General features: G+C 62.1%; 18 protein-coding genes. 4 read left to right on the forward strand and 14 right to left on the reverse strand.

The window, feature by feature from the left end; all coding sequences use genetic code 11:
• Positions 1 to 173 precede the first annotated feature (173 nt).
• The 5 genes from CKO25_RS21810 to CKO25_RS12650 form a co-directional block, all read right to left on the reverse strand.
• Entirely contained in the window at positions 174 to 329 is a 156-nt protein-coding gene (locus CKO25_RS21810) for a hypothetical protein (protein ID WP_338115125.1), read from the reverse strand.
• Between the two features lie 97 nt (positions 330 to 426).
• Positions 427 to 3,573, reverse strand: coding sequence for an efflux RND transporter permease subunit (locus CKO25_RS12640; protein WP_200388301.1), 3,147 nt, complete (start codon positions 3,571 to 3,573; stop codon positions 427 to 429).
• A 4-nt stretch (positions 3,574 to 3,577) separates the two neighbouring features.
• On the reverse strand, positions 3,578 to 4,690 hold the full coding sequence (locus CKO25_RS12645) for an efflux RND transporter periplasmic adaptor subunit (protein WP_200388302.1): 1,113 nt from the start codon (positions 4,688 to 4,690) through the stop codon (positions 3,578 to 3,580).
• Between the two features lie 163 nt (positions 4,691 to 4,853).
• The gene (locus CKO25_RS21615) at positions 4,854 to 4,976 is read right to left on the reverse strand and encodes a hypothetical protein (RefSeq protein WP_276569029.1); all 123 of its coding nucleotides are present in this window, start codon (positions 4,974 to 4,976) and stop codon (positions 4,854 to 4,856) included.
• Positions 4,973 to 5,878 (reverse strand): YihY/virulence factor BrkB family protein, encoded by a 906-nt coding sequence (locus CKO25_RS12650; RefSeq protein WP_200388303.1) that lies wholly within the window; start codon positions 5,876 to 5,878, stop codon positions 4,973 to 4,975. The genes CKO25_RS21615 and CKO25_RS12650 overlap by 4 nt, the downstream gene beginning before the upstream one ends.
• Before the next feature lie 524 nt (positions 5,879 to 6,402).
• Between CKO25_RS12650 and CKO25_RS12655 the strand changes: the two genes are divergently transcribed.
• A complete protein-coding gene (locus CKO25_RS12655) occupies positions 6,403 to 8,046 on the forward strand; it encodes a choice-of-anchor I family protein (protein WP_200388304.1) in 1,644 nt (547 codons plus the stop codon).
• A 110-nt stretch (positions 8,047 to 8,156) separates the two neighbouring features.
• Here CKO25_RS12655 and CKO25_RS12660 read toward each other — a convergent pair whose 3' ends face one another.
• The 9 genes from CKO25_RS12660 to CKO25_RS12700 all read right to left on the reverse strand — a co-directional run bounded on the left by CKO25_RS12660 (position 8,157) and on the right by CKO25_RS12700 (position 17,515).
• The gene (locus CKO25_RS12660; RefSeq protein WP_200388305.1) at positions 8,157 to 9,146 is read right to left on the reverse strand and encodes a DUF481 domain-containing protein; all 990 of its coding nucleotides are present in this window, start codon (positions 9,144 to 9,146) and stop codon (positions 8,157 to 8,159) included.
• Positions 9,147 to 9,226: 80 nt separating this feature from the next.
• Positions 9,227 to 9,730 carry a hypothetical protein gene (locus tag CKO25_RS12665; protein WP_200388306.1) on the reverse strand — a complete coding sequence of 168 codons (504 nt, stop codon included), beginning with the start codon at positions 9,728 to 9,730 and terminating at the stop codon, positions 9,227 to 9,229.
• Positions 9,714 to 11,570, reverse strand: a complete 1,857-nt coding sequence (locus CKO25_RS12670; protein WP_200388307.1) for a V-type ATP synthase subunit A — start codon at positions 11,568 to 11,570, stop codon at positions 9,714 to 9,716. Before CKO25_RS12670 ends, CKO25_RS12665 begins: the two co-directional genes overlap by 17 nt.
• Positions 11,571 to 11,804: 234 nt before the next feature.
• Positions 11,805 to 12,509: a DUF2764 family protein gene (locus CKO25_RS12675; RefSeq protein ID WP_200388308.1), complete on the reverse strand. Its 705-nt coding sequence runs from the start codon at positions 12,507 to 12,509 to the stop codon at positions 11,805 to 11,807.
• A gap of 12 nt (positions 12,510 to 12,521) precedes the next feature.
• On the reverse strand, positions 12,522 to 13,226 hold the full coding sequence (locus CKO25_RS12680) for a hypothetical protein (protein ID WP_200388309.1): 705 nt from the start codon (positions 13,224 to 13,226) through the stop codon (positions 12,522 to 12,524).
• 31 nt (positions 13,227 to 13,257) lie between these two features.
• On the reverse strand, positions 13,258 to 13,719 hold the full coding sequence (locus CKO25_RS12685) for an ATP synthase subunit C (protein ID WP_200388310.1): 462 nt from the start codon (positions 13,717 to 13,719) through the stop codon (positions 13,258 to 13,260).
• Positions 13,716 to 15,524 (reverse strand): V-type ATP synthase subunit I, encoded by a 1,809-nt coding sequence (locus tag CKO25_RS12690; RefSeq protein WP_200388311.1) that lies wholly within the window; start codon positions 15,522 to 15,524, stop codon positions 13,716 to 13,718. Before CKO25_RS12690 ends, CKO25_RS12685 begins: the two co-directional genes overlap by 4 nt.
• A complete protein-coding gene (locus CKO25_RS12695; protein ID WP_200388312.1) occupies positions 15,521 to 16,126 on the reverse strand; it encodes a V-type ATP synthase subunit D in 606 nt (201 codons plus the stop codon). The genes CKO25_RS12690 and CKO25_RS12695 overlap by 4 nt, the downstream gene beginning before the upstream one ends.
• Before the next feature lie 18 nt (positions 16,127 to 16,144).
• Complete coding sequence (locus tag CKO25_RS12700) at positions 16,145 to 17,515, reverse strand: V-type ATP synthase subunit B (protein WP_200388313.1); 1,371 nt, start codon at positions 17,513 to 17,515, stop codon at positions 16,145 to 16,147.
• 321 nt (positions 17,516 to 17,836) lie between these two features.
• Here CKO25_RS12700 and CKO25_RS12705 point away from each other — a divergent pair, with 321 nt between their 5' ends.
• The 3 genes from CKO25_RS12705 (at position 17,837) to CKO25_RS12715 (ending at position 21,604) form a co-directional block, all read left to right on the forward strand.
• The gene (locus CKO25_RS12705) at positions 17,837 to 18,739 is read left to right on the forward strand and encodes a DUF6268 family outer membrane beta-barrel protein (RefSeq protein WP_200388314.1); all 903 of its coding nucleotides are present in this window, start codon (positions 17,837 to 17,839) and stop codon (positions 18,737 to 18,739) included.
• A gap of 146 nt (positions 18,740 to 18,885) precedes the next feature.
• Positions 18,886 to 21,075, forward strand: coding sequence for an adenylate/guanylate cyclase domain-containing protein (locus tag CKO25_RS12710; protein ID WP_200388315.1), 2,190 nt, complete (start codon positions 18,886 to 18,888; stop codon positions 21,073 to 21,075).
• Positions 21,065 to 21,604, forward strand: a complete 540-nt coding sequence (locus CKO25_RS12715) for a hypothetical protein (protein ID WP_200388316.1) — start codon at positions 21,065 to 21,067, stop codon at positions 21,602 to 21,604. The genes CKO25_RS12710 and CKO25_RS12715 overlap by 11 nt, the downstream gene beginning before the upstream one ends.
• Positions 21,605 to 21,629: the final 25 nt, after the last annotated feature.

Raw genomic sequence — 21,629 nt, forward strand, 5'->3', positions numbered from 1 at the left:
TTCGGGCGGGGCGCTTGGGTCTTGAGCCAAGCTGGGCGTGACAACTGCAAGCAGGAGAAAAGCGGGGAGCAGGTCGTGGACTAAGCAGCGAAACCTCAAACGTACACCATTTCAATCCGCGCCGATGTCGGCATTTCGCTCCATCTTAACGTGGATCGCCCCTGCCCTGCCAATCACCTCGGCAGCACGAATGGAACCGGCGTGGCGACATGGGGTGTTCCGACGCGGGCGAAGCCGCTGCTCAGGACCGCCGCGTTCATGGCGCCCGCAGAGGTTCCGGCAAGGCCATTCATGCTGATCCAGGGCTCTTCCAGCAATCGGTCGAGCACACCCCAGGTGAAAGCACCATGAGCGCCGCCCCCCTACAGGGCAAGATCGACGCGCACGACTGGGCGATCGATCGCGACCACACCAACCGGGTGTGAATCAGCGTTCGACCTGGTTTGGCAGCGGCTTGGTTTCATCGAGCGGTTGCGCGCCACCGCCCTTGACCCGCTCCCGCACACCTTGGACAAAGACATACAGGGGCGGAATCACGATGATTCCGATCACGGTCGCCGTGATCATCCCACCCAGGACCACGACGCCCAGTGCGAGCTGACTCGCGGCTCCAGCACCCGTGGCGAGGACCAATGGCACCATTCCCAGAATGAAGCTCACGGCTGTCATCAACACGGCGCGGTAGCGGATCCGGGCGGCGTCAGCCGCGGCCTGCTGGATGGAACGTCCCTCTTCACGTAACTGCTTCGCGAACTCGACGATCAGGATTGCGTTCTTACTCGCGAGTCCGATCAGCATGACCAGACCGATCTGAGTGTAGACGTTGTTATCGAGCCCCATGAGCCAGGTCGCGCCCAGTCCACCGACCGCGGCGATGACCACCGAGAGGATCACCACCGTTGGGACCGTCCAACTCTCGTACTGGGCGACCAGGAAAAGATAAACGAACAGCAAGGCGAGCATCAGCACCACCGCCGCCTCGCCACCGGCTTGGACCTCCTGAAAGGTGGTGCCACTCCAGTCGATCGCGAAGCCAGGGGGGAGTGTCTCGCGTTCGATGTCACGCAGGGCGGTGATGCCTTCACCGGTACTGCCAACCGGGGTGACGTTGACGCTCGCGGCACGGAACATGTTGAAGCGTCGCGTGCTCTCGGGTCCGAGGACCGGCTCGACCGTGATCAACGATTGGATCGGCACCATCTCGCCGCGATTGTTACGCACGTGCAGTCGACTCAAATCCTCTGGCGTCATGCGGAACGGGGCGTCGGCCTGGAGAAAGACCCGGAAGGTACGCCCGAAGAGGTTGAAGTCATTGACATAGAGGGAGCCGAGATTCGCTTGCAAGGTGATAAAGAGATCGGACAGACGCACCCCTAGGGTCTCGGCCTTCTCGCGATCGATATCCAGGAACAACTGCGGCGTCTGCGCACTGAAGGTTGAGAAGGCGCGCGCAATCGCGGGGTCCTGATTGGTGTTGATGATGAAGCCCTGGAGTGCTTGCGCCAACTCGTCGGGGGAGCGTCCCGCCAGGTCCAAGAGTTCCATTTCGATGCCACCGGCGGTGCCGAGACCTTGAATCGGCGGCGCGGCGAAGGCGAACACGGTCGCCTGCGGCAACGCGAGGAGCTTGGGTTGAACCCGTGCAAGCACGGCGGCGGCGGTACTTTGCGGCCCCGGCCGTTCGTCCCAGTGTTTGAGCACGGCGATCGCAAGCCCCCCGCTCGAGCGCACTCCGGCCAGGAGACTGAAGCCCGCCACCGTGAGGACGTGTTCGATCTCCTCCTCCTCGGCGAGGAGCTGCTGAACCTCCTCGAGCACCGCGCCGGTGCGGGAGATGGAGGAGGCATCGGGCAGGGAGACATCGATGAAGAAATACCCCGTATCCTCACTTGGAATGAAGCCAGTCGGGACCTTTTGGAATAGCCAGCTCGCGCCGGCCCCGGAGGCAATGATCACCAGCACGGCGATGATCGAACGCCGCCCAAGCGAGGACACGATCCGAGTGTAACCATTGCGGGTCCAATCCAGGCCATTCGCAAACCAACGCAAGGGGCCGCGGGGCTCGCGCGAGGGTCTGAGCAGCAGACCACAGAGCGCGGGGCTGAGGGTGAGGGCGATCACGGATGAGAGGGTCACCGCCACCGAGATCGTCACGGCGAACTGCAGATAGAGCTGTCCCGTGATGCCAGGCAGGAAGGCGGTCGGCACGAACACTGCGTACAGCACCAGGGTGGTTGCCACGATCGGCCCCGTGACCTGCTGCATCGCCCGTTTGGCCGCATCCTTGGCAGAGAGCTTCTCCTCGTCGATCAGGCGCTGCGTGTTCTCGACCACCACAATGGCGTCGTCCACAACGATCCCGATCGCCAAGATGATGGCGAACAAGGAGACAGTATTGATCGACAGTCCCGCCGCTAACAGGATCGCGAAGGTCCCGATGATCGAACCCGGAATCGCCAACACCGGCACCAGCGTCGAGCGCCAGTCACCGAGAAAGATGTACGTCACCAGAATCACCAACGACAAGGCCTGCATCATGGTGATGACGACGTTGCGCAGACTGATGCGCACGAAATCAGTGGTGTCGTAATAGATCTCGTAGGTGAGATCTTCGGGGAAGCGTTCGGCAATCTGGTCGAGCGCCGCATAGACCAGATCTGCCGTCTCCAGGGCGTTGGCACCGGGCGAGAGATAGATACCCAGCGCCGCGGTGGGCACCCCATCGATCCAGGCGTCGGCATCATAGGTCTGGGCCCCGAGTTCGATCCGCGCGACGTCGCTGAGACGAACCACTGAGCCGTCCGGATTGGTTCGCACCAGGATCCGCTCGAATTCCTCGGGCGAGACCAAGCGCCCCTGTGCTTGCAGTGTGTAGGTAAAGGCGCGTGCCTCGTTACCAGGCGGTGCACCGAGACGTCCGGCAGCAGCCTGGAGGTTCTGCCGGCGAATCGCATCGACGACCTCGGCCTCACTGAGGCCGAGGGCGGTCATCAGCTGCGGATCGAGCCAGATCCGCATGGCATAGTCGAGCGGACCGAACTGGCTGGCTTCGCCAACGCCTGGCAGCCGCGCCAGTGCATCACGGATATTGATCTCCATGTAATTGGAGAGGAAGAGCCGATCGAAGGTCCCGTTCGGCGAGAGCAGATTGACGGTGAGCAGCATGTTCGTCGACTGCTTGCGCACCGACACGCCCTGTTGGGTGACCTCGTTGGGGAGGGTCGGGAGCGCGAGGCCGACACGATTCTGGACATTCACCGCGGCGATGTCGGGGTCGGTGCCAACCGCGAAGGTGACGTCGAGTCGATAGCGACCCGAGTTGTCACTCGTCGAGGTCATGTAGAGCATGTCGTCGACGCCATTGACCTCGGCCTCGATCGGGGCCGCGACCGTCTCGGCCACGATCTCGGCGCTTGCGCCCGGATAGAAGGCCTGCACCGAGACCTGCGGTGGAACGATGTCGGGAAACTGAGCGACCGGCAAGACGCGGATCGCGATCACGCCCGCGATGATGATCACCAGCGAGACGACCATCGCGAAACGTGCGCGGTTGATGAAGAAGGCGGAGAACATGTGATCAATCCCCGCTGTCGAGCGTGCTGGAGTAGGGCTGCACGATCATGCCCGGTCGCGCCTTCTGGATGCCCTCGACGACCACGAACTCGCCAGCCTCGAGACCACCAAGCACGACCCAATCGGTATCCAGTCGCTGGCCGAGCATGACGCGTGTCACCTGCACGCGATTCTCGTCGTCGAGGGTCAGAACGAGCCGCCCAGCTTGATCCTGTTGCACCGCGATCTGTGGAACCACCAGCGCCTGCTCGGACTCGGTCGCGCGTGCGACGAGGGTCACGAACTGCCCCGGCAGCAAGATCGCCTCATCATTCTCGAAGCGAGCTCGAACACGAACCGTATCGGTGGTGGCGTCGACCTCGGGGTCGAAGAACTCGAAGATGCCGGTCGTCTCGAGCATCTCGCCATCGGCGAGCCGCAGATGTGGAGCGAAACCGCTGGTGTCCTGGGCACGCCGCATCGCGAGCATGGCTCGGTCAGTGATGGGAACGGTGACGAAGATGGGGTCCATTCGCACGAGCCGCGCCAAGGGTCCAACCGCCGGCCCGACGACCGCGCCTTCGGCGAAGTTGGCGCGACCGATGCGCCCGTCAAACGGGGCACGGATCTCGGTGTAACCAAGATCGATCTCGGCGCTCCGCAAGGCGGCCAGGGCCGCGCTGCGCGCCGCGGCGGCTTCTTGCTCCGCGGCGACCGCAATATCGAGCTCGGACTGTGCCGCGGCATTGCGAGCGACCAGGGGCTCGATCCGCTCGCGTTGCAGGCGCGCGTTCAGCAGGGTGGCTTCACTGCGCTCGACATCAGCCTGGCGCGCGGCGACCAACGCCTCGAAGGGTTCGCGCTCGATGCGAAAGAGGAGATCGCCGGCCTTAACCGTACTGCCCTCTTCGAATTCGCGGCTCAAGAGGAACCCGTTGACCCGCGCCATCAGATCCACCGAATCGATGGCCTCGACGCGCCCGACGAACTCCATTGCTGGTGTCATCTCGCGAAATCCGACCTCCGCGACACCAACCGCGGGCGGAGGTGCCGCGACGGGCGCCGCAACCTCGCCTTGATCGCAACCGACGAGACCGATCACGACCGTGAGAACAGATAGGACCAAAGGACGCAGCATGTTGATTCCTAGGTTGATAAGGGTCTACAGCGGGGATCATTTCGGGGCTCGTACAGGAGACCATCGCCACGGCTTCACGTCGCGGGATCGCACGATGCGGTTGAATCATGCACCGAGGCTGCATGACTCAACCTCATCGGATCGTTCTGACTGGGCCGATCCATCATAAGAAATCCTCGAGCACGAACTCGATTCCAATCGTCAGCGCGGCGCACTCGGCGATGCTGGGTGGCATCGCTTGCGCCATGGCGACAACCCAACACCTGATCCCTGTCGCTGTGCTCACCGTTCGCTACTCCTAACCTGACGGCGATCGGCGTCCTGCCCGACCAACTCCTGAACCACCTGCACCGCCGAGTGTCGTGGTCTCACGAATTGGCCACGCGCGTGGCAATACATGCGAGTAAAGGCCGCGCCCAATAATAAAATAAGCGCCGAATAATAGACCCAAAACAAGACGATCACCAATGAAGCCGCGGCACCGAACGTGGATGCCATTGCGGTATGACTCAGATACAGGGCGATCCCATAACGCCCGATCGCAAGCATGAGTGCGGTAACCACCGCGCCCACGATGACATCGCGCCAAGACAGAATCACATCCGGAAGCACCTTGAAGAGAATCGCGACGAAGGCCGCGCTCAGCAAGATCGCGATCGCCGACTGGCCGCCGCTCCACAGCAATTCCATGCCAGGAATCGACAAATCCAAGTACGGGGCAATCATGTTCAACGCCGCGCTGATCACGACATAGAGCAACAACGCCAAACCGATCAGCAAGACCACGACCAGGGCGAGCAACCGTGTGACCGCCAGCCGCCACAGACCACTGCGATTGGGACTGGGGCGAACTCCCCAGATGGTATTGAGCGAAAACCGCAACTGGGTGAACACCGTCGTCGCCCCGATCACCAAAGCGCCCATTCCCACCAGGGTCGGCATGAGACCGGTGTGTGAAACCCGCGACATCAGGACCGCCTGTTCAATCGCTTGGGCCGCCGTCGTGCCGACGGCGTCCTGCAGCCGAGCGACGATTTCGCCCTGCGCCGCACTCTCACCCAGAACTAAGCCAAGGACCGCAACGACGATTACTAGGGTTGGAGCCATTGAGAAGAGGGCGAAGAAGGCCAGGGCGCCGGCATGGCTGAAGGCATTGTGCTCCAACCAGAGTTGCCAGGAATCGCGCATCAGGACGACTCCCGGGTGCGATTTCAACGACTGAGAGATCACCTGGGCCCCCTTGATTGCTGCGATGATGCACCCTCGCATCCGGCCGCGTCGGGGCCGGGAAGACACTGTACTGATCCGGCGCTGAGTCAGCCGCGTGCCGGCGGGTCATGGGGAGAGGATGAGCGGAACACGATGGTCAGGTACCAATAGGTTCACCCGCATCGCACGGAATCTGTCGAATCGCTCGACGCAGACCCAAGCACTCTGGACGCTAGAGTAGGCAGTGCGCGCCGATCGGTCAAGATTCATGCCTGCCCCGCTCACCACCAGCCATCTCGCAGCCCTCCGGGGCGTCCGGCCGGCTCCCTAACAACCTCGAGATCGCACCATCAACCACCCGATCCCAAAGAGGGCTGCTGATGATGGAAGCCTAGTCATGGTCGAATCCCCGCTCGGTTCAAGGAATCGTCATGCAAGCGTCGCGCAACCGTCACGCTCCATCGACATCATACGAGACTTTTCGAACCAGCGGAGTCTCCTCCATGTCCTGCATGCGTTTGTCACGCTACGCCATTGGCATCAGCATCGCACTCGGTCTCGCGAACGCAACGGCCGCCACCCCATCGTTCGAGTGGCCCCTCGCCATCAGTCTCTCACCTATCGGAACCTACGAGAGCGGCCTCTTCGGTCAATCAGCCGCCGAGATCGTCGCGCATGACCGGCGCAGCCAACGACTCTTCGTCGTGAATGCGCAGAGCGGCCAGATTGACGTGCTTGATATCCGGCAACCATCGAACCCACGACTCCTCTCGAGCATCGATCTCGGCGGGGTCGTGAACAGCGTGGATGTGCATCGCGGACTCCTGGTCGCCGCAGTCGAGGCTCACCCCAAAACCGATCCCGGTCAGGCCGTCTTCTTCGATGCCGATGGCCGGATCCTGGCCTCCGTCCAGGTTGGTGCGCTGCCGGACATGATCACCTTCACACCCGATGGGCGGCGGGTCTTGGTCGCCAACGAAGGTGAACCGAGTGATGACTACAGCATCGACCCTGAAGGCTCGGTCAGCATCATCGATCTGCCACTCGATCTGCGTCGCCTGACCCAGGACCATGTGCGGACCGCGGATTTTCGCCAGTTCAACGATGCCCCGCTCGATCCGTCGATCCGGATCTTCGGACCCAACGCAACCGTCGCTCAGGATCTGGAACCCGAATACATCACCGTCTCGCAGGACTCCAGGACCGCCTGGGTCGCCTTGCAGGAAAACAACGCCATCGCCGTGCTCGACATCGCCAGCGGCGCCTTCACCGACTTGCGCGGCCTGGGTTTCAAGGATCATCTGCTGCCCGGCAACGAACTGGATGTCAGTGATCGCGATGGCGCCATTCGCATCGAAAATTGGCCGGTCTACGGGATCTATCAACCCGATGCCATCGCCAGTTACCGCTATCGTGGGCAGACCTATATCGTGACGGCCAATGAAGGCGATACGCGCGACTACCCTGGCTTCTCGGAGGAAGTACGGTTTCGTGCGCTCAGCGGCGGCACGCCACCGGTCTGCGCGGATGCACCCCGCATCCAATCCTTTCTGCAGGACAACAGCATGGGAATCGAGACCTTGGCCGACCTGCGTGACAACGCCAACTTGGGGCGCTTGACCGTCACCAAGGTTGACGGATTGCGCGAGGATGGCAGTTGCTATGACGCCATCTTCACCTTTGGCGCACGTTCTTTCTCGATTTGGAATCAGAATCTGGAGCAGGTCTACGACAGCGGTGCCGATTTCGAGCGCATCACAGCGGAACTCCTACCCGAGTATTTCAACGCCAATCACACGAGCAACGACAGCTTCGATACCCGCAGTGACAACAAAGGGCCGGAGCCGGAAGGGATCGCACTCGCCCGACTCTGGGGGCGTACCTATGCCTTCATTGGCTTGGAGCGCATTGGCGGCATCATGGTCTACGACATCACGAACCCGCATGCGCCGAATGTCGTGCAATACCTCAACAACCGGGACTTCCTTGGCGATACCGAGTCCGGTACCGCCGGCGACCTCGGTCCTGAGGGGTTGATCGTCATCGAGGGGTGGAACAGTCCGCTCCCCGGCGTGCCCTTGCTCGTCGTTGCGAATGAGGTCAGCGGCACCACGACGCTCTTCCGGATCGATCTTGTGCGCCGCTAAATCACGCCCCGAGGTCAGGCGATCCAGGTCATGGACGATGCATTCGCAGCGTTCCATGGCCGCTGGATGAGCTGGGATCGGTTGAATCGCGCATCGCGGCCTAACCGATCTCACCACTGATAGCCGAGCTTGAGGAGCAAGGTGGTATCCGTTGTGAGCACATCATCAACAGGGCGGCTGTCGTACTCGATTTGGAATTCCAGACTCCCGACGAACCCACCCATGAGCGGAACGCGCACGCCGGTCCAGGTGTAGATGAGATCTTGACCAGTGCCACCCCACGACACGAAGGTGCGTTGGCGGTGATAGAGCTGGAGACGCTCCTGCCAGACGAGCTGATCGTACTCAAGGCTGAGTCCGAGTCCCCAATGCTCCTGACGCGGGTTGTCGTTGTAGCGCTCGTCGATGTACACAGTACCCAACTCAACGCTGAGGTTCAGATCGTCTTGGGCGAACAGGCGGTAACCCATCGCCGGCCCGATCACGGTGCGCAGACGCAGGTCGGCAAACCGGTCCATATTCAACTGCAACCAAGCCGATGCGTACCAGGGATCGCGTAGATCATACGTATATTTGTTGAAAATCAACCACTGGTCGGTCAGCGTCTGACGACGCGAGGTTTCATACTCGAACTGACCGCGGCTCGAGAGATTTCCGCGCCCTCTTGTCGTCTCGAAATGGTAGTCAAGATAGAGCTCGTTGGTGTGGGAGTTCCCACGATCACTGACCAAGGCGACATTCAGAGCGCCCGTGAAGAGGCGCAGGTCGCCAGCCAGCGCGCCCTCAAGCAGTCCTCCCGCAGCCACCTCGTGCACCACCTCCGCGTCCAGCGGCTGCGTCGTCGGGGGGGCTGACTGAAGCTGTCCCACTGGCTCCTGGCCGGCCGACTCCGACACGGCCAGCGCACGCCCGTGCGTTGGCCTGAGGTCGAGCGAGTGATCCCGCTGGATCTCGCGAACCTGATCCAGGTCAATCTCCAGAATGCCCGCGTAGGCCGTCTCCAGCACCAGGTAATCGCCGCCCTGCTGGAGGAGACGACCACTGAGGCGATCCCCATTGACCATGATGAGGGTGTCCGCGCGGAGCACAGGGGGTGCCATTAGGATCCCGAGTCCAACCAGCGTCCACAACGGCCCGCGGGCGTGTCGCCAGGACGTTGCCCGGCCCCCTGAACACAGCATCAGTCAAACCAACCCAGCAGATCACGGGCAACGGACCAGCGCGGAGCGCGTCCAGAATCCAACTCTCCGAGCATCCCATGACGATAGAGGGCATCGACCGTGCCATCTCCCTGGGTGTTCAACAACCAGGCATTGAAGACGTTCAGCAACTTCGATTCAGCCTCGTGCGCCAGCGCAAAACGGTGTATCAGTTCCATATCGAAACCAACCAACTTGTTGTCGCAATGACAGAGAGAGGACGGGTCGTCGGCGCCCTGATCGCACACGAGCGGAACCCCCGACGCTTGGATCCATGCCAGGCTGCTCCACACCAGGTCGGGCGGCCGTTCCCGATGGATGGTGGACGCTTGCGGAGCTTCCAGGAGCGAGAGTCCTTCCAACGCCTGATCCTTGGTGAACAGACCAACCGGGATCCCGAACTCGGACAGAATCAGGGTGATGAGGGTGCCGGTCGCGGTGATGTGGCCGGCATCCCCGATCGGCGCGCTAGAACGCCAAGGCATCGATCTCGCCAAGAAGACGCTGGTAGTCAGGCGATTCCGGCGCTGCATAATGGAAATTTTTGAACAGTCCGATCAACTTGTTGTAGTAACCACGGACCGCGTCCTTATCCTCGAAGGCGGTTTTCTGCTCGACAAGCGCCCACACACGGTCCAGGGTCAGTCGTTGTCGATCCATCGGCACCGAACCGTCGACTTCATCGAAGGCATCCTGCTGGAGGAAGACCATGTCGAGGAAGAGTGCCTTCTGATAGATGACATAGTCGTCGGTCGTGATGCCTTCCTCGCCGGTGACCTGCATCATCTGCTGCACGCTATCACCCTGAACCAATAAATCTTTCAACGCCTCGACCCGTTCGGTCCAAGTCGGGTCCAGGTGATGGGTGTACCAGTCCGAGAGTTGCTCGAGATAGCGCGACCAGGAAATCAATGGGTCGATCGCCGGATAGAAACGTCGGTAGGCACGATCGTACGAGAGTCCGAGGAAGCTCTTCACCGTGCTCAGGGTGCCCTGGGTCACTGGCTCCTCGAAGTTGCCCCCCGCGGGCGAGACGGTTCCGATCATGGTCAGACTGCCACGCGCACCATCAGCGGCACGAATCAGGCCAGCACGTTCATAGACGCTGCGGATCGCCGACTCCAGGTAGGCGGGGAAGGCCTCCTCGCCAGGAATTTCCTCCAGGCGCCCAGAGGTCTCGCGCATCGCCTGCGCCCACCTCGAGGTCGAATCGGCCAGCAGTAGAACGTGATAGCCCATCTGGCGGTAATACTCACCGATGGTAATCCCGGTGTAGATGGACGCCTCGCGCGCCGCGACGGGCATCGACGAGGTGTTACAGATGATGATGGTCCGATCCATCAGTGAACCGCCGCTGCGCGGATCCTTAATGCGGGGGAATTCCTGAATGGTTTCGACCACTTCGCCAGCACGCTCGCCACAGGCGACCACGACCACGATGTCGACCGCAGAGTGCTTCGCCAAGGAGTGCTGCAACACGGTCTTACCCGCGCCAAAGGGACCAGGGATACAGGCTGTTCCGCCACGCGCAACGGGGAAGAAGGTATCGATGGTGCGCATGGTCGTTGTCAAGGGCTCGTTCGGATAGAGCCGCTCGCTGGTCCGTTCGCGCAACAGATGCTCGTTCAATGGCCGCCGGACCGGCCAACGCTGGGTCAGATCAAGCGAATGCTCCTCACCGCGCGCATCGCGAATCCGCGCAACCGGCGTGTCGAGCGTGACGCTGCCCTCACGAATCCAGGTCACCTCGACCTCGCCGGCTTGATCGAAGGGGACCATGATCTTGTGCTCGAAGCGCCCTTCAGCAACCGTCCCGAGCAGACCTCCGGCACGCAGTCGCGCACCCTGTTGCACCGAGGGGACGAAGGACCATTTGCGTTCGAGATCCAGCGGGGCGAGGTCAACACCGCGCGGCAGAAACACACCATGTGCGATGGCGATCTTATCGAGCGGACTCTGGAGCCCGTCGAAGACTTGGCCGAGCAAACCGGGGCCTAGGATCACCGAGAGCATCTCGCCGGTCTGTTCCACCGGATCACCGATGGTGATGCCACGCGTATCCTCGAACACCTGAACATCGGCGGTGTCGCCACGGACCCTCAGCACCTCGGCCTTGAGACGCTCCTGACGGCCTTCTGGCGTCTTGCGTCGCGGGACGATCAAGACCACTTCGTTTTTCTTCAGCGCGCAGCGCGCGCCTTGGTCCCAGCCGGCCTCAATGGTGACGAGACTCTCCTGAACCGCGATCACGCGTGCGGGCGAGTCTGCCTTCGCAGTGGTCCCCGCACCATCGTCCGGGAAGATTTCAGAGGTCTCTCGTGACATGGTTTCACGGCCCATCACTGTCGGAGTTACGGGAGCCGCCGACTGCTGAGCAGTGGGCTGCGGCTTCGAACCTTGTGTGCGTCGCTTGGTGTGTCTCGCCATGACTGCATCCGTTGAATGCACGACCGGCGACGTGCCGCGCCGCGGTCGCTGGTGACCCCATGCCGGGTCAGGATTGGGAACGGGCCCTGAGGTCGGGATGCTGACACGAGGCCACGCGCATCACGTTTCGGGTCAGGGCCGCGCAGTGTCGGCAGCCTGCATCAGTTGCTGCTCGACTGCGCGCATCGCGTTGGCAACCAGGGCATCGAAGCGCTCCAGCGCCGCCGCGTCCTTGTCGCCAGTCCAGCTCGCGATCATGTCCCAGCGCATCACATAGACAACCACGGCCTCGAAATCGAAATGATGGCCATCACTGACCCGCTCCAGATGATTCCAGGCCACGGTTCCGAGCAACCGCTCCAGGTCCAACGACTCGCCGCGATCGAGGTGGCGCTGCGCTTGCGGCAGCCAGGGAAAGGCCACATCCAACCCGAACGCCGGCTCGTTCCAATGGCGGCGGACCAGCTCGACCCAGCGCCCGTAGCCCCAGTGTTGATCGAGCGGAGCGGACTCGCCGCGATGACGGCGGCGCAGCGCCGCGACTAGGGTGCGCAATTCCAGACGCCAGATGACCAGCTCGCGGACGAACGGGTGTTGAAGCGCGTCGATCCGTGCCCGCGCGTGCGCGAGAAATGCCGCGTCACTGCGCCGCGTTTCTTGCTGCGACCACTCGATCAGCGCCCGTGCGGTTCGCAAACAGCCTGCTTCGTCTGGCCTCAGGAGGCCAAGACGCTGATTGAGCTGAATACGCGACACCGGGGTCTGTTTCGCGCCGAACAACGGCCCATGGTAAGGCAATGAACCGAGCAGCATGACATAGCGGTTTGCATCGAACACGATTCACCCCGACTAGGTCACCATGCCTTCGAGAATCGCGCGAAAGCGCGGTTGCAGGTGTGCAAGCAGGATGGCGGCGATGGTCTCATCCGTCAGGTCGATCACGATGTCCTTGTCCTTCAGCGCAATCCGCAATCCATGCTCATCAGGTCCGGCCGCGACCCCGAAGGTCACGCCCGCGGTGAGCAGATTACCAGCCAGCGAGAGCACAAAATGTGAAAGACTCCCTTCACGCAACTCCAGCGGATTGCGGCGCAGTTCCTCAGGATCGACCAGCGCCTTGGGGAGTTGGATCTCCACGGCCTGACCAGTCCCGACCCCTGCCGATGCGCGCGCCTGGCCGGCGACCTCCAGGATGAGCTGTTCAAGAAATTGTTCCTGCTCAAGCTTGGTGGCGATCAATCGCTTCACCTCGTCGCTGAAGCGATCCGAGAGTTCGGCCTTTAAGCGCAGAATCGTATCGCGCATCGCGAGTTTCAGCGCCTCCTCGCCGCCTTTGCGCAGTGCATCGACTTCACGCTGCGTGGCCTCGCGGATCGCCTTCGCCTGCGCCTCCGCGTCGCGCAGGATCCGTGCGGCCTCGTGCTTGGCCTCTGCTTCGATCTGCTGTGCCCGTGCCTGCCCGGCCTGCACGCCCTGGTCACGCAAGCGTGCCACCAGGGCCTCGATCCCAGCCGCCGCTTGGGTACTGAGTGGGTCTTGACTTGATGGATTCATTTCGCATCGCCCTCCTCGGTGTCGCAGCCGCTCATCCGACGACTCCGGCGATGGGGATCCCGCCAGCCAGAACCAGCGCGAAGACGAAGGCGAACACGGAAAATCCTTCGACGATCGCCGCGGGTGCCAGCGAGAGACCGAAGATCTCGGGCTTCGTCTTGCTGGCATGAATCGCGGATGCGCAGACGCCTCCTTGGTAGACGGCGGAGAGGAGCAGCGCCACCCCAGCCAGCGCGCCGATCCCAAACAGCCCGGGGGCGGTCTCCGGGGTGATCTCGCGCTGCAGACTGAACATGATCACGATGCCATAGATTACGTTCGATGACGGCATGACCGACACACCGATGTAGCGACCGTAGCCCGATTCGGTGTCGACCATCGCGCCGATTGCGGCCTGCCCCGCGATAGCGCATCCGATGACGCTCCCGACCGCCCCAAGCGCCATCGGACTGAAGACGCCGAGCCAACCCAGCGCAACCACAAATTCGTTCATTCGCGCAGCTCCTTTCTCTTGAAGGGTCTGAAGGCATAGCCTTCACCGGACAAGGCCCAATTGTAGAATTCGATGAAATTCAGGCGTAATCCATGCACCACGCCACTGACGATGGTGAGCAGGATGTTCAGGGTGTGACCAACCAGGAGGATAAGGATCGCGAACAAAATCCCGACTCCAGCCAGCTCCGCGGCGGCGTCGCGCGCGAGGCCGTTGAAGGTGATTGCCAGTGATGCCGAGGCGAGCCCCAGGGCGAACAGCCGCAGATACGACAGGACGTCTCCAAAGGCTTGCGTCACCCGCAGCAGATTCTTCAATCCGTCCAAGACCCGCAAGAGGATCGATGTGACTCCTGTGATCGGACGCTCGCTACCGAGGAGGAAGATGAGCGCGAACCCGAGGATCATCATCCCTTGCGCGGTCAGCGGCATCCAGGACGCCACCTCCGGGGTATGGGCCAGCCAGTATCCGAATGCCCCGAGGACGGCCAAGACCCAGCCGGCGGCGACACGGCCTTGGGCACGTCGCCAACCCTGCACCCGCATCATCTGCACATTGGCCAGCACGATGTGGAACACGCCGACACCGACCGATAGACGCATCATGACCTCAAGGTCATTGATGTTGAGCAGATGCAGGTGACCGAGCAGACTATCAGGGGGTGGCGAGACCCCGAAATAACCGCCGACCACCACCCCCCAGACGATCGACGCCGAAACCAGCGACGCGCCTAGCAGACGCAGACGGCGCCCGAGATCATCACGCCCAAGCCGTCTCCAGTAGGCCAGGAGCACAATCCCGAGCAACGCCGCATAGCCGGCATCGGACAGGATCATCGCGAAGAAGGCGGTAAAGGAAAAGAAGAGGACGCCCGAGGGATCCCAACCCTGGTAGGACGGCATCTGGTAGAAGGCAACCAGATCCTTGCCAGCCGCGATCGGCGCCGCGGTCTCCAGCAAGGTCGGTGGAGCATCCTCGGGACCGGGTTCTTCGACCAGCAGCGCCAGATCCTGATCCGCGGCCAAGCGCGTCACGGCCGGGACGGACTTCACCGGCGCCCACCCTTGGATCAAGAAGAGATGTTCGTCGTCCTGCGTTTGAGCCTCGGCATAACGCAATTGCGCCTGATCCTCCGCCTGCGCCAAATGGGCGGTGAGCTGATAGATCCAGCGGGTCAAGGACTGATGCTCGGAGTGAACGTCCTCAAGCGCCAGCTCGGCGGCCTCGAGTCGACGACGCACCTCACTGAGCGCCAAGGATCCCACATGAGCGCGTCGCACCGGCAGGGCGTCGCGGGGTGGTTCATCAGGGTGGATCACCACCACCCAAGCCTGGCGATGATCCCGGTGCACGACCTGCCAAGGCAGATCCAGTTCAGCCAAGGCCACCATCTGCCGCTGCGGGATCAGATAGAACCACAGCTTCTGGCCCGCGAGTTGATGCGCGCTCGGGAGCCTGAAGTCGCCCCAGGACTCAAGCTCGTGCACGCGCTCGCGCAGGGCATCGCGCTCATCGGTGACGTCGCGGCGACGTTGTTGATTGTCCAGCACCGCACGAATAACCCGCGGCAGATCGAAATCCGTCACGTCACGAACCTGTCGGCGCTTCTCCTTGGCGCCCTGCAAATAACGTAGCGCCTGCATGGCCTCCACGGCGTGCGCTGGCGGCTCCTTCTCCGGTTCGCGCGCGGCCGGACGCAGCGGAATCAGATGCAAACAGCCGAGCGCCTGCAAGCGGGCAAGCATCTCGCCTTTCTCACCAACCAGGCCGGCGAGGGTAATCCGCTGCAGACGCTCGATACTCATATTGTCGTCTCCCGCTGGCGTTTGTTCTTCGCGATCTTGGAGCGGACGATCGCCGCGCGCTCGGCGTCGGACAGGTAGACCTTGATCGTTTTGATGTTGGCACGTGCACGCGGGATCAACACCTTATCGAAGAGGTTAACGCGCTGCGTGACCTTGCGCACGGCCTCGTCGAAGCGGATCAAGCGGCGTTCATGCAGGGCCAGACGCGTCTCCAGCGTCATCATCTCGATCAAGGCATCAACCAATGTATCGACCCAGTGTGGCATGCTGAACAACCCATAATCCCGTCGTTCGACCTCGAGTTCCTCGAGCACCGGCAGACGTGTTCCGAGTAGATTCTGCTCGCCGATTCGCACAGCACGCACACTGACCAGGTCCGACAGCTCAATCTCGTGGTTGGCCATCATCGGGAGGTGTTCCTGGACCCGCTCGCGCAGGACCGTGATCTCGCGTCGCGTCGCCTCACAGGCCATGACCTCCTTCGCACGCTCGGCCATGATCTGCTTGCGCTTCAGATCGAGCGAGGGCAGATATCGCTCGTAGGTCCGAAGATTGCGATTTTGTTTCGCGAGTGAGGATTTACTCAGACTGACCCGTGACATGGCGGCAATGCGCTCCCGTCAAGCCGCGGTCGCGATGGGGTCACCTGGATCAGGCCGCGGCAGGTATTTGTCGATGAGATGATCCCGCATCAGGAGTTCATCGCGTTCGAAGCATTCCGCGAGCGTCTGCCAGCAGAGATCCAACCCCGCCTCCAGCGAAAGACGCACCTCGATATCCATGAACCGCTCACGGAAGAGCGCGCCGAATTTGATCAGACGCAGATCGAACTCGGACAGGTCGAACGCCATGGCCTGCTTCTGCTCGGCATCGCGCGCGCCCGAATAGAAGCGAATCATGGTGTTCATGATCTGCGGATGATCCTCGCGGGTCACCTTGCCGACTACATGCTGTTTCAGGCGCGAGAGCGAACCGAAGGGGTCAAGCATTCGATCATGCAGGTAGAACTGCCCCTCCGTGATGTAGCCGGTGTTGTCCGGGACCGGATGCGTGACATCCCCTCCAGGCATGGTGGTCACGGTCAGGATGGTGAGTGAGCCACCGTCCTTGAAATCCGCGGCCTTCTCGTAACGGCGCGCCAGTTGCGAGTAGAGATCACCCATATAGCCGCGGTTGGAGGGAACGGCCTCCATCGCGATCCCGACCTCCTTCATGGCGTCGGCGTAGGCGGTCATGTCGCTGAGGAGGACCAACACCCGTTTGCCTTCCTCGACCGCGAAGCGCTCGGCGACCGCGAGCGCCATGTCCGGGACTAAGAGACGCTCGACGACCGGATCAGAGGCGAGATTGACGAACATGACCGTGCGCGCGAACACGCCCGCGTCCTCGAACTGACGTAGGAAGAAATGGTAGTCGTCGAAGATCAAACCGAGACCGCCGAACACGACGATATCGGCGTCGGCCTGGATCCCGATGCGCGCGAGGAGTGCGTTGTAGGGTTCGCCAGCGACCGAGAAGATCGGAATCTTCTGGCTTTCCACCAACGAATTGAAGATATCGATCATCGGCACGTCGGTGCGGACCATCTTGGATGCAAGCACGCGTCGTGCGGGATTCGCCGAAGGCCCGTCGATTTCGATGCGCGGATCAGCAGAGAGCGACGGTCCGGTATCAAATGGGGTGCCGTCGCCACGAAAGACCCGCCCGAGGACGTTCGGAGAATAGGTCACGCGCATCGGATGGCCGAGAAAACGCACCGACGCACGCGTCGAGAGACCCTTGGTGCCGGCGAAGACCTGCAGCGACACCAGCTCACGCTCGATGCGGATCACCCGCGCCAGGGACTTGAAACCATTCGGGTCTTCGACGAATCCAAGATCACCGAAGGCGACGGGGTTCTCATGGCTCTGCGCGGATTCCGGAACCTGGACCTTCAGCAGATCGCCAACGATCTCGGCAATTCGAGCATATCGAACGAGCGAATGGGACATGGCTCTGGTTCCCCGCGTTGGTTCAGTCTCCACCCGTACGATCGTCGTCGCGCTGAAGAATTTCAGAGGTTTGACATCGCTAGGTTATCGGTAGAGAGCGGGGGAGCGCAAACTGAATCATCCGAGCGGCCTGCTCGGGCAACCGCGATCACCGCGATCACCCACCCATACCCTCGCCCCGTGACATTGAATTTGGAACATTTAGCGATGGAAGTTGCAGTACACTGGCAGCTTGCGCCGCGCCCCCGAAAGGCTCCGGTCCCCGCCCCGGAACAACGGCGTCGATTGTCATCATCACACCGCCCTGGAGCCTCGATCACGATGTTCTTTTCTGTCACGCCACGTGCGGCCATCATCACCCTGTGTTGTGTCGGGCTGAGTATGGGCGTCGCCGCACAGCCTCCTTCGAGCATCAGCTTTTCAGCGTCCCCACTGTATCAATTCGACTCCGACCTGGAGCGCGGCGGACAGTCGGGATACAGCGCCTTGCTGATGGCCTTGGGCGCGTCCTGGACGCTTGGCAGCGGCGCCAGGATCGGGCTGCAACTCCGCCTCGACGAGCAGGACTGGCGCTTTCGCGATCCCGTCGCCTTCCTGGGTGTCGCACCATGGAACCGCATCACTCAGGTCGGGGTTTCACTCCCCTATGCCGTGACGAGCGCGGACGGTTGGCGTTTGAACCTCACTCCAACGATTGAATATGCAGGCGAATCCGGCGCGCGCTTCTCGGACGCGCTGGAGTATGGTGCCACCGTGTCGGCAGCGAAGCGTCTGCGGCCCGATCTGACGCTCGGGTTGGGTGTCGGCGTCTTCAGCAAGATCGAGGAGACCAGCGCCTTTCCCTTTGTGGTCGTCGACTGGAACATCACCGAACGCGTGCGCCTCACCAATCCCTTTCCCGCTGGCCCCGCGGGTCCGGCTGGACTCCAACTCTCCTATGCGTTCGACGCGGGCTGGAGCGCCGGTGTCGGTGCCGCTTACCGCTCCAATCGATTCCGCCTGGACAAGAACGGCCCCGTGGCCAACGGGATCGGTGAGCACCGCTTCATTCCCGTGTATATCCAGCTCGCGCGCGATCTCTCCGAGCGGCTCCGCCTCGACCTCTATGCCGGCGTCTCGACCGCCACCCGCTTGCGGGTCGAGGACCACAGGGGCCGCAAGCTGATCGAGGAGGATCAGGATCCCGCCCCCATGCTCGGCATCACCCTGAGCGGGCGCTTTTGATGCGGGATCCCCAGGATTTTTAATGCGCGCGCCTTCCTGATGCTGCTCGCTCATCCCTCATAGACCTTGTGCGAGGCCACGGCGCGTCCATGTCGAGGACATCCGATCCGTCTCCGAACTCTCGCCTGCCGGATGCGCGCCAACCCATGACGTCGGCGCGGCAACCCTCCCCATCGTTCCTCGCGCGGCGGCTGCCGCGTCCGCGGATCTCCTTTCGCGTGGCGATCCTGATGCTGTTCCTGATTCCGATGATGGCCACGGTCATGGCGATCGTCTACAAGATGTCGGAACGCGCTGAAATGGTGGTTTATCAGCTCTCGAGCCGAATCGTCGAGGAGGTCGGTGCGAAAATCGTCGCGCGCGCGACGGGTATCGTGCGCGTCGCCGAGGGGCATCTGTTGGCGAACACGGCGGTGGCTAGCGCCACCCGAGTCATCCCCGGTCAGGTCGTCCTCGCCGACCTCTTTTGGCAACAAGTGGCCTTCAGCCCGGAGTTGGCCGGGATGTATATCGCCGATCTCGACGGCAACTTCGTCCAAGCGCGCACCCTGCCAGAACCCGCGACCCGAGTGATCGACCGCACGACCTCACCGCCCACCGACCGGATCATCGTACGGGATCGCGATTATCGACCGCTTGCCCATCTTGAACGACCGCTCGCCTACGATCCACGTGACCGGCCCTGGTTCATGGGCACGCAACCGGAACGTCGTCTGCAGTGGACCGACGCCTATCGCTTCAGCGATTCCGGACGTCTGGGCATCACCGCGACCTATCCCTTGCTCGACAGCGAGAACCGGATCCTGGCCGTGCTCGGCGTGGACGCGACCCTTGAGAGTCTCTCGGCATTTCTGTCACAGCAGACGATCGGACCGCGCAGCGCGGCCTTTCTCCTCGATGATCGCGACCGTATCATCGCCGCGCCCCATGCGCTCGAGATCCTGGACGCCGATGCACTCCGACCCGCCGCGGAGATCGAACTGGACTGGGTTCGCAACGCCTTGACCGCCATCCAGACCAGCACAAGTGGCGGCCGTGCGACTCCAAACATCGTGCGCTCCGTCACCGATGGTCAGGGCTACCTGACGCATCTGGTCACCTTCGGCGAGGGCTTCAGTCTGCCGTGGCGCCTCGTTATCGTCGTCAGCGAGGCGGATTTGCTGAGCGAGGCTCAGCGGATCCTGCAAGAATCGATCGTCATCTCGGCAATCATCGTCATCCTGGCGTTGTTCGTGATCTATCCACTAAGCGCGACCTTCGCCGAATCGGTCGCGCAACTGACTCACAATACCTGGCTTTTGCGGCATTTTCGCCCCGCCGAGGTCATCCCCGTCCGATCCGTCTTCAGCGAGATCCAGGAGCTGGATCGTGCCATGCAAAGCATGCGTGATGCCATCACTCTCGTGGAGGGCCAGTTACCCACCGAGGTCGTGCGTCAACTGTCGAGCGGCGCGGCGCGGGTCGAACTGCAAGCCGAATTCAAGACCATCACGGTGCTCACCTCCGCCCTGAACACACTCGATCCACTGTTCGATCACCTCCAACCCGAACAGGTGATCGCGTTCCTGCGCGCCCAGATCGAACATGGACGCTTCATCGTCACGCGCGAGGATGGCACGCTCGAGGCCTTTCGTGGTGACCGCATCCATGCCTTCTGGGACACCCCCGCTGCCCCCGATCTTGCCGCGCGACATGCCTGCCGCGCGGCCTTGTCCTTCGTGCGCTCTTGTCAGCGTGATCTGCTAGACCATCGTGTCGAGGAACCCATCATGCGGTGCAGCGGCATCCATCTCGGCCGCGGACTCGTCGGCAACCTCGGCGTCGGCGGTCGCCTGCGCTATTCCTCCATGGGACGCCTCGTCGAGACCGCTGCCCGCCTGCGTGACGCCAACTCCACCTATGGTACGGCGATCATTCTCAGCGCCACGGTTCAGCGCGAGGTCAAGGATCGTTTCCGATGCCGCGTGCTCGACGCCATTCGGCTCCCGGGCGATCCCCAGGCGACCCCCATCTACGAACTGCGCGGCGACCTGAACGACCGCCCCGACGAGCGCGAACAGACCTTTATCGACTTGTGCGAGACCGGATTTTCGCAGTACCGTGAGCGCCACTGGGATGCAGCCATCGCGGCCTGGACCCGTGCCAGCACCTTGATTCCGGGCGACCAGGCGAGCGCACTGATGATCGCACGCTGCGCTTGGTTGAAAGTCGCCGTGCCTGGGTTCTGGACGTTGCCGGAGGACTGGGACGGTGCTTTCCCGGGCGTGCCGGTCGCGCACTCGGACAGGTGCTCAGACCAGGATCAAGACGATTCCAGGAGTCGAGATGGCGACTGAAGACCGAACCGACGAGGCGATCGATCGTCTGCAACGGGTGCTCCAAGGACTCGGCGAGCAGCAGATCGCGCTCGATCGACGTCTGACCATGCTCTCGAAGCTGGCACTCTTCGACCTCGTCGCCGTGGTCCTGTCGATTTCACTCCTGGTCATCGTGCTGTCGCTGCAGGCCCCCGATCTGCGCAAGGCGGTTGCCACCATGAATGTGCATATCGCCACCATGTCGGACGATCTTTACAGCATTCGCGGCAGCATGACGCGCCTCACGGATGATGTTGGCAGCTTGTCCGAGATCATCGCGCAAGTCGACAGCATCCATGGTGATGTTGCCCAGATGCGCGAGCACGTCGGGACCATGACCCTACGGGTGACGGACATGAACAGCAGCCTGACGCAGGTCAGCGATCAGGTCGGGGATATGAGCCTCTCGTTCGGCGTGCTGGACAACATCCTGATGAGAATGATGCTGGACGTGAATCACATGTCGAAACCCATGCGCTTCTTCAACCAAATGAATCCCTTTCGCTGACAGCCTGAGACCTGAGCACGGACCG

Origin of the sequence: Thiocapsa imhoffii (genome assembly GCF_016583985.1) — a bacterium.
GTDB lineage: Bacteria > Pseudomonadota > Gammaproteobacteria > Chromatiales > Chromatiaceae > Thiocapsa > Thiocapsa imhoffii.

Excerpts from the sequence above, each read along its gene's own strand:
- CKO25_RS12640 (WP_200388301.1), bottom strand. The coding sequence starts at position 3,573 with ATGTTCTCCGCCTTCTTCATCAACCGCGCACGTTTCGCGATGGTCGTC.
- CKO25_RS12645 (WP_200388302.1), bottom strand. The coding sequence starts at position 4,690 with ATGCTGCGTCCTTTGGTCCTATCTGTTCTCACGGTCGTGATCGGTCTC.
- CKO25_RS12650 (WP_200388303.1), bottom strand. The coding sequence starts at position 5,878 with ATGCGCGATTCCTGGCAACTCTGGTTGGAGCACAATGCCTTCAGCCAT.
- CKO25_RS12655 (WP_200388304.1), top strand. The coding sequence starts at position 6,403 with ATGTCCTGCATGCGTTTGTCACGCTACGCCATTGGCATCAGCATCGCA.
- CKO25_RS12660 (WP_200388305.1), bottom strand. The coding sequence starts at position 9,146 with ATGGCACCCCCTGTGCTCCGCGCGGACACCCTCATCATGGTCAATGGG.
- CKO25_RS12665 (WP_200388306.1), bottom strand. The coding sequence starts at position 9,730 with ATGCCTTGGCGTTCTAGCGCGCCGATCGGGGATGCCGGCCACATCACC.
- CKO25_RS12670 (WP_200388307.1), bottom strand. The coding sequence starts at position 11,570 with ATGTCACGAGAGACCTCTGAAATCTTCCCGGACGATGGTGCGGGGACC.
- CKO25_RS12680 (WP_200388309.1), bottom strand. The coding sequence starts at position 13,226 with ATGAATCCATCAAGTCAAGACCCACTCAGTACCCAAGCGGCGGCTGGG.
- CKO25_RS12685 (WP_200388310.1), bottom strand. The coding sequence starts at position 13,719 with ATGAACGAATTTGTGGTTGCGCTGGGTTGGCTCGGCGTCTTCAGTCCG.
- CKO25_RS12690 (WP_200388311.1), bottom strand. The coding sequence starts at position 15,524 with ATGAGTATCGAGCGTCTGCAGCGGATTACCCTCGCCGGCCTGGTTGGT.
- CKO25_RS12695 (WP_200388312.1), bottom strand. The coding sequence starts at position 16,126 with ATGTCACGGGTCAGTCTGAGTAAATCCTCACTCGCGAAACAAAATCGC.
- CKO25_RS12700 (WP_200388313.1), bottom strand. The coding sequence starts at position 17,515 with ATGTCCCATTCGCTCGTTCGATATGCTCGAATTGCCGAGATCGTTGGC.
- CKO25_RS12705 (WP_200388314.1), top strand. The coding sequence starts at position 17,837 with ATGTTCTTTTCTGTCACGCCACGTGCGGCCATCATCACCCTGTGTTGT.
- CKO25_RS12710 (WP_200388315.1), top strand. The coding sequence starts at position 18,886 with ATGACGTCGGCGCGGCAACCCTCCCCATCGTTCCTCGCGCGGCGGCTG.
- CKO25_RS12715 (WP_200388316.1), top strand. The coding sequence starts at position 21,065 with ATGGCGACTGAAGACCGAACCGACGAGGCGATCGATCGTCTGCAACGG.